The following is a 3,714-nucleotide window of genomic DNA, read 5'->3' on the forward strand; positions in this document are numbered from 1 at the left end:
GCTACACCTATTTCAATGAGAAGTTGGGGCACGAATTTTCCGCAGTCGCCGGGTTCACGTACAATTTCAAGAATCCTGACACGCAATATCAGAATGGCATCGATTTCCACATCGATTGGGGTGCTTCGCAGTTTCTCTCGAAGCAGCTCTTCGTCGGGCTGGTCGGCTACTACTATCAACAGATCACGGACGATTTTGGTCAGCCCCCGATCCTTGGGGGTTTTCGGTCGCGCGTGGTGGGAGTCGGTCCTCAGATCGGGTACCTGTTTCCGGTCGGTGAGCTGCAGGGATATTTGAATCTGAAAGGGTACGGCGAGTTTGCCGCAGAAAATCGGCCAGCTGGCTGGAATACGTGGCTGACTTTCTCGCTGTCGCCAATGGCGCCGACCAGTACGGTCGCACCGACGCGAAGGATCGTGACGAAGTAAACGCGGCCTACGTTCGTCATCTCGATCTATCTTCCCGGTCGGCGACATGCAGGGTTACCTGAACCTGAAAGCTTACAAGGAGGTCGCCGCAGAAAGCCGGCCCGAGGGCTGGAATGCCTGGGTGACGTTTGTCATCTCGCCGGCGGCGCCTGCGCCGACCGCGCCACCGAAGCGGATGACCACAAAGTAGTACCTACATTGCGCTGAAGATCTCTCTGGAGGCCAGCGGCAACATCTGTTGCGTGCGCTGAGACCCATGGGCGGTCGATCTTTGGGTCATCGCTTACTGACAAGGAGGAAAAGGGGCATGCGGGTGGTGTACTGCTTCGAGGAGGCGGGCGGCCATGGCGCAACAAGTACTGGGTAGGGTTGCCGAAGAGCTCCGCCTTGAGAGCTGCGACGTTAGCGCGTACCGCAACCATCGCGATGCGCGAACTGCGCGAAGGAGAACGCCGACGCGAGATGATCTGAATCAAGACCGATCCCGCAAGGTCGTGCCTCATACGCTTATGCTGCGCCTCGCTGCGCCTACTATCCGTATCCGCCCTGCTACTGAGCGCTGGTTGCTATGTTGACTGTGCAACGAGGCAGCCGCGCAATCGTCTGGCGTCGTCGGCGATCGGAGGAGGGCATCTTATGAGGAACACGTGCTTGGTTGCCGTACTTTGCACCCTCGAGGTGGCTGTGGCAACGAGCGCCTTTGCCAAGATGTCGCGCACAAGAGTCGTTTCTGTCCCCGACGTTCGCCAGGCCGCACCTCTGGTGGATAGTTGCTGGGGCGGCTTTGTCTGCAAGCAAGACCTATTTGATCGCAACAACAGGAACAACCTGCGATCCGATTGGCCTAGTCCTCCGGCTCAACCAGCCCAGTTCTGACGCAGCGCTTCTTTGTGGCATTTCAGGGCCGTTCAATTCGCAGCGCTTAAAGCGTGAAGGAGGTCAAGATGAAGATAGCGGCATTATCTGCAGCGCTCCTCGGAAGCCAATTGTTTGTGATGCCGGTTTCCGATCGCGTCCCCGAATTAAAGGTGGAGGTGATGTGCAAAGCCACCGCGGCCGACGACAAGGCAATGGGGCTTACCCTGCCTCAGAGCTTTGCCGACTGCATGCGCGATGAGACAACTGCACAGGAGCAGCTCAACACGGTTTGGGGCACTGCTCCCGTTTCCCTGCGTGATAGCTGCGAAGGTGAAGCCAAAGCCGGCGGAAGCCAGAGCTATGTTGATCTTCTCACCTGCATCCAGATGGCAGAGTGGGCGAAATCGCCGTCAACTGCGACGCGGTTGAGGGGAGCAAGCAAGAATCGAAATTCACAGTGATCCGGCTCTCGTTTCGAGAGCGCGGCTCTCCTTGGCTTGTTAGGTCTCGAACGACAGCATTTGGCGCAAAGTGGATGAGGGGTTCGAGTGCCCTACGCCGAGAGCGCTCGGTCGGCATCCTGCAGGCAAAGAAGGAAACTACGGTCCGAACAACGCCAGTGATTTGCGCACCTCGTCACTGCCGTAGTCGGGCACCACGGGTTAGTTGGGTGCTTTACGTTGCGTGACTGAAAAGTTGACGACAACGAAGATCTGCCCGCCGATTCGGGGGCTGTCGGTCACCTCGACGCGCCAGTTAAGGTCTTGCCACAAGGGTCCCTCTGCTCCCTCGTTGAGGATCTTACTGCTCAATTCGATCGCTGCTGCTTGCGCGGCGGCGATGTCCGGAAGCTCCAGTCCGACATCATCGAAGATGGAAATGCCGTCGTGGACATGGAAGAAGAAACGGGTCATCCGCACGCCTCCTCACGACAGAGCGCGCGCTCTGTCCGCCAATGTGCGTAACGCTTGAATATGCCGGCGGTGCAGAGGCGGAGGGGACGCTCTTCTGAGGGAGATGGTATGGCTCTTCGGGGGTAGGTGTCCGGTCAGAGCCCAAGTCAGAGCCCAAGTCGGCGGACTTCGCCTGGTCGAAGCGCATCTGATTTCATGCGCAGGCGGTGCTGCAAGAGCCTAATGTTTTGCCCGTCGCCGACGACCCGCGCGACCGCTTCGGTCGCATTTTCAGGTTCGACCGCTGCAACCCAGTATGATCTATGCCCGTCGGGCGCGATGACCGCGACCATAGGTAATCGGACCATCATCAAAAAATTCCATGCTGAAAATCACAACCATAAATTTTAGGATTTGCCAAAACAAGACTTGGTCGCGGTTATGGTTAGCGTCGGCGGCCTAAGACGCATGTCTGCAGGGCGCCGCGCTGCCCGCCGCGCCAGCGCAGGTGCTGGAACCCGCGGCTCATGGCCGGGTGAGACCGGTTCTTGACCTTGATCCGCTCCTTCGTGCGGACTGCGATATAGCGGCGGTCGCGGTGCTTGGAGACGATGTCTTGGAGCCAGTCAGGTCAGGCCGGGACAGCCCTGGCTGCACTTGGCAGGCAGAACCCGTACGCGCGGTGCATGAGAATGAGATGGCCACGCGGCTGCGAATATGCGACTCTCGTTCCGTTTTAGCGTCGGGAATTCGTTAGTGAGGAACCGATGACAATTGCATTGCCGTATCTTGGAATTGCGCTCTGCTGCTCGCTTGCGATCTGGTTGGTGAGCCTGATGCTGTAAGCGCAGTCCTCAGTGTCGCCAACCGTCCTTGTCAACCGCGCCGGCCTTCCCGTGGGTAGTCGGGATGGTTCTCGCAAATCCAGCCGACCTCGTCGCAGGACGTGCACTTCACGGCCGCGTCGCCGTGCGGCTTTCCTCCGGCTGGCATCACGCGGCACCTTGCAGCGGCAGCGCAAGCTGCACGTCGAAGCGCCTGGTGGCATTGGCGGCGATGAAGTCCTGCAGCGCGGACGGGACCTCGGCGTCGGTATCAGTTACGCGCTGCGCCAGCGCGTCAGCGACGTCGGACGTGGCGTCCCGTGACCAGCCTTCGCCAGGATTGAAGCACACAATCCGGACCGGATAGGCGTATTGGCCGGCGAGGAGATGTCTCAGGACCGTCTCAATGTCGGTCTCGGTTTCGTCGGTCTCGCGCCAGGCGCAGCCGGCGCGGGCGCCAAAATCCTCGAGGACGAGGTAGATTTCGCGGTCCAGGCGATCGAGCGGCACGATCGAAGGCGAGTGACGCATACGCAACTCCACGCGTCTGACCGGAAGGGAGAACGGCCCCAGCTTTGGGCAAAGCTGGAGCCGCTATTCCAATCTTCCGGCCTCGGGGATTGTTGGGGGCAGGCCGGAAGCGAGTCGGAAACGCGGCACTGAGGCGGCGGTTCCATCCGGTAGGCGATGCTGCATTCTCTCCTTTAACTC

The 3,714-nt window shown here is 59.6% G+C and carries 5 protein-coding genes; 3 read left to right on the forward strand and 2 right to left on the reverse strand.

The genetic code is table 11. The annotated features are described in order from the left end of the window. The 3 genes from AC1D00_RS31450 to AC1D00_RS31460 form a co-directional block, all read left to right on the forward strand. A partial coding sequence (locus tag AC1D00_RS31450; RefSeq protein ID WP_477013340.1) for a SphA family protein occupies positions 1–428 on the forward strand: 428 nt, incomplete at its 5' end. A gap of 46 nt (positions 429–474) precedes the next feature. Continuing rightward, a complete protein-coding gene (locus tag AC1D00_RS31455; protein ID WP_404556387.1) occupies positions 475–618 on the forward strand; it encodes a hypothetical protein in 144 nt (47 codons plus the stop codon). 754 nt (positions 619–1,372) lie between these two features. Beyond that, complete coding sequence (locus tag AC1D00_RS31460) at positions 1,373–1,747, forward strand: hypothetical protein (protein ID WP_477013341.1); 375 nt, start codon at positions 1,373–1,375, stop codon at positions 1,745–1,747. Between the two features lie 201 nt (positions 1,748–1,948). On the opposite strand, the gene AC1D00_RS31465 is transcribed toward AC1D00_RS31460, so the two are convergent. Next, a complete protein-coding gene (locus tag AC1D00_RS31465) occupies positions 1,949–2,200 on the reverse strand; it encodes a DUF6894 family protein (RefSeq protein WP_025576717.1) in 252 nt (83 codons plus the stop codon). Positions 2,201–3,171: 971 nt separating this feature from the next. Further along, positions 3,172–3,534, reverse strand: a complete 363-nt coding sequence (locus AC1D00_RS31470) for a hypothetical protein (protein WP_477013342.1) — start codon at positions 3,532–3,534, stop codon at positions 3,172–3,174. Positions 3,535–3,714 lie beyond the last annotated feature (180 nt).

The sequence above is a fragment of the Bradyrhizobium sp. P2_E8 genome, assembly GCF_056403875.1.

Coding starts and splice junctions, on each gene's coding strand:
- AC1D00_RS31455 (WP_404556387.1), top strand. CDS start 475: ATGCAGGGTTACCTGAACCTGAAAGCTTACAAGGAGGTCGCCGCAGAA.
- AC1D00_RS31460 (WP_477013341.1), top strand. CDS start 1,373: ATGAAGATAGCGGCATTATCTGCAGCGCTCCTCGGAAGCCAATTGTTT.
- AC1D00_RS31465 (WP_025576717.1), bottom strand. CDS start 2,200: ATGACCCGTTTCTTCTTCCATGTCCACGACGGCATTTCCATCTTCGAT.
- AC1D00_RS31470 (WP_477013342.1), bottom strand. CDS start 3,534: ATGCGTCACTCGCCTTCGATCGTGCCGCTCGATCGCCTGGACCGCGAA.